This window comes from uncultured Campylobacter sp. (assembly GCF_938045595.1).
Classification (GTDB): domain Bacteria; phylum Campylobacterota; class Campylobacteria; order Campylobacterales; family Campylobacteraceae; genus Campylobacter_B.
The window spans coordinates 1-2,125 of record NZ_CALIBB010000004.1 but is presented as its reverse complement, the minus strand read 5'-3'; the positions used below and the strand labels follow the sequence as shown (position 1 = coordinate 2,125).

2 protein-coding genes and 1 pseudogene are annotated in these 2,125 nt (G+C 51.6%); 2 read left to right on the top strand and 1 reads right to left on the bottom strand.

Annotation, left to right across the window (positions count from 1 at the left end; genetic code table 11):
* Window positions 1–414, bottom strand: a pseudogene (locus tag Q0340_RS00065) (pyrroline-5-carboxylate reductase); the annotation flags it as partial.
* A gap of 137 nt (window positions 415–551) precedes the next feature.
* On the opposite strand from Q0340_RS00065, the gene ilvC reads away from it, so the two are divergent.
* A complete protein-coding gene (ilvC, locus tag Q0340_RS00060; RefSeq protein WP_298081645.1) occupies window positions 552–1,574 on the top strand; it encodes a ketol-acid reductoisomerase in 1,023 nt (340 codons plus the stop codon).
* 13 nt (window positions 1,575–1,587) lie between these two features.
* Window positions 1,588–2,125, top strand: a 538-nt coding sequence (locus tag Q0340_RS00055; RefSeq protein ID WP_298081644.1) for a hypothetical protein, incomplete at its 3' end; no start/stop codon positions are given.

Below are 2,125 nucleotides of genomic sequence, written 5' to 3'. Positions count from 1 at the left end.
GTAACTGGCGGGCTTGGTCGCGAGCACGATAATATCCGCTGCATGCGCCAGCTGCGTCTCGCCTTGTAAAATTTGCACGCCGTAGCGCTTGCGTAAGACTTCGTTTTTACTTCTAGCATAAGCTAGGACTTGAAGCTTTGTATCGGAGGCGGGCTGCGCGCAGGCGGAATCACGTTCGTGGCTAGCAAAATCCTGCTCTAAATTTGCGGAATTCCGCCCGCAAGCCGCAAAGCTTTGAGTATCTGGCATAAAATTCCGCCCGTCGTGCGCGGAATTTTCTCCGCCCGCCGTGCAATTTTCTTTATCCTCTGTAAAATTTTCTCCGCCCGCTGCGCAATCTCGCCCGCCGGCTCTGCAAAGTGCGGCGATCATCGCCTCGCCCATATTTCCGCCGCCGATAAATCCCACTTTCATTTTCGCCCCTTTTAAAGCTAAATTATGCCTCAATGATAGCTCAAAATTTCTTTATCCGCCCTTGCGGCGCGCGGTTTATCTACGTAAAAGCAAATTTTAGCTACAATCTCGCCTAAATTTTTAAAAAAGGATGCGTTATGGCAATAAACGTTTTTTACGACAAAGATTGCGATTTAGGTTTGATTAAGGCTAAAAAGGTCGCTATGATCGGCTTTGGCTCGCAGGGGCACGCTCACGCCGAAAATTTGCGAGATAGCGGCGTAGAGGTCATCGTGGGTCTTAAAAAGGGCGGCGCGAGCTGGAGCAAGGCCGAGGCAAAGGGCTTTAAAGTAATGAGCGTCGGCGAGGCTACGAAGGCCGCTGATCTTGTGATGATCCTAACGCCCGATGAGTTTCAAAGCGACATTTTCAAAGCGGAGATCGAGCCGAGCTTAAGCGAGGGCAACGCGATTGCGTTCGCGCACGGTTTTAATATCCACTTCGGACAGATCGTCCCTCCAAAGGGTGTCGACTGCATTATGATCGCTCCGAAAGCCCCGGGTCACACCGTCCGCAACGAGTTTGTAAGCGGCGGCGGCGTACCGATGCTGATCGCCGTTTCGCAAAACGAAAGCGGCAGAGCCAAAGAGCTTGCTCTAAGCTACGCAAGCGCGATCGGCGGCGGCCGCACTGGCATCATCGAAACGACTTTTAAAGCAGAGACCGAGACCGATCTTTTCGGCGAGCAGGCGGTGCTTTGCGGCGGACTTTGCGCGCTCATCAACGCGGGCTTTGAGATCCTCGTCGAGGCGGGATACGAGCCTGAGATGGCGTATTTTGAGTGCCAGCACGAGATGAAGCTGATCGTGGATCTCATCTATCAAGGCGGCATGGCAGATATGCGCTATTCGATCTCAAACACCGCGGAATATGGCGATTACGTAAGCGGCAACCGCGTCGTAAACGAAAGCAGCAAAGCGGCGATGAAAGAGGTGCTAAAGGAGATCCAAAACGGCAAATTTGCAAAAGACTTCATCCTCGAGCGCAAGGCGGGCTATGTACGGATGAACGCCGAGCGCAATATCACGGCAAACAGCTTGCTTACCAAAACCGGCGATAAGCTTCGCGCGATGATGCCGTGGATCGCCAAAGGTAAGCTCGTAAATAAAGATAAAAACTGATTTCGGCTGAGCTTTGGCTAATACAAATCCACGCGGGCGCCGCAAAAAGCGCCCGATCAATTACATAGCGATCGCCTTTGTCGTAATCTTATGCTTTTTAAGCGGTGCGGTTACCTACGCGGTTTTGGATCTCGTATTTTCGGGCAATAAAGCCGCGTTGCAGCAAAGCTCGCGCAAACAAGCCTCCGAAAGCCCTTCCGATTCTCGCGGTAAAAAGCCTCGTTTAAGCGCTGCACAGAAGGAAGCATTGATTCAAAAGGAGCTTGATAAGATCGCCGAGCAAAACGTAACCGCGCCGAAGCTTCCCGTAGAGCCCGCACGCCAGAATTCATCAGTACAAAATTCCGCAAACGGCAATTCGCAAAATTCCGCAAATTCTATCGCTTCCGTAAATTCCGCCGTAAATTCGGCAAATGACGGATCGGACGTAAATTTTACCGCGGCAAATTCCGCTTCAGAAAATTCCATAAATTCTACCGCGCAAAGTCCTGCTTCTAGCGGTGCGGACGATCTTTCTAAATCGCCGCGTAAAGCATTGCCTGCAGGCTCTC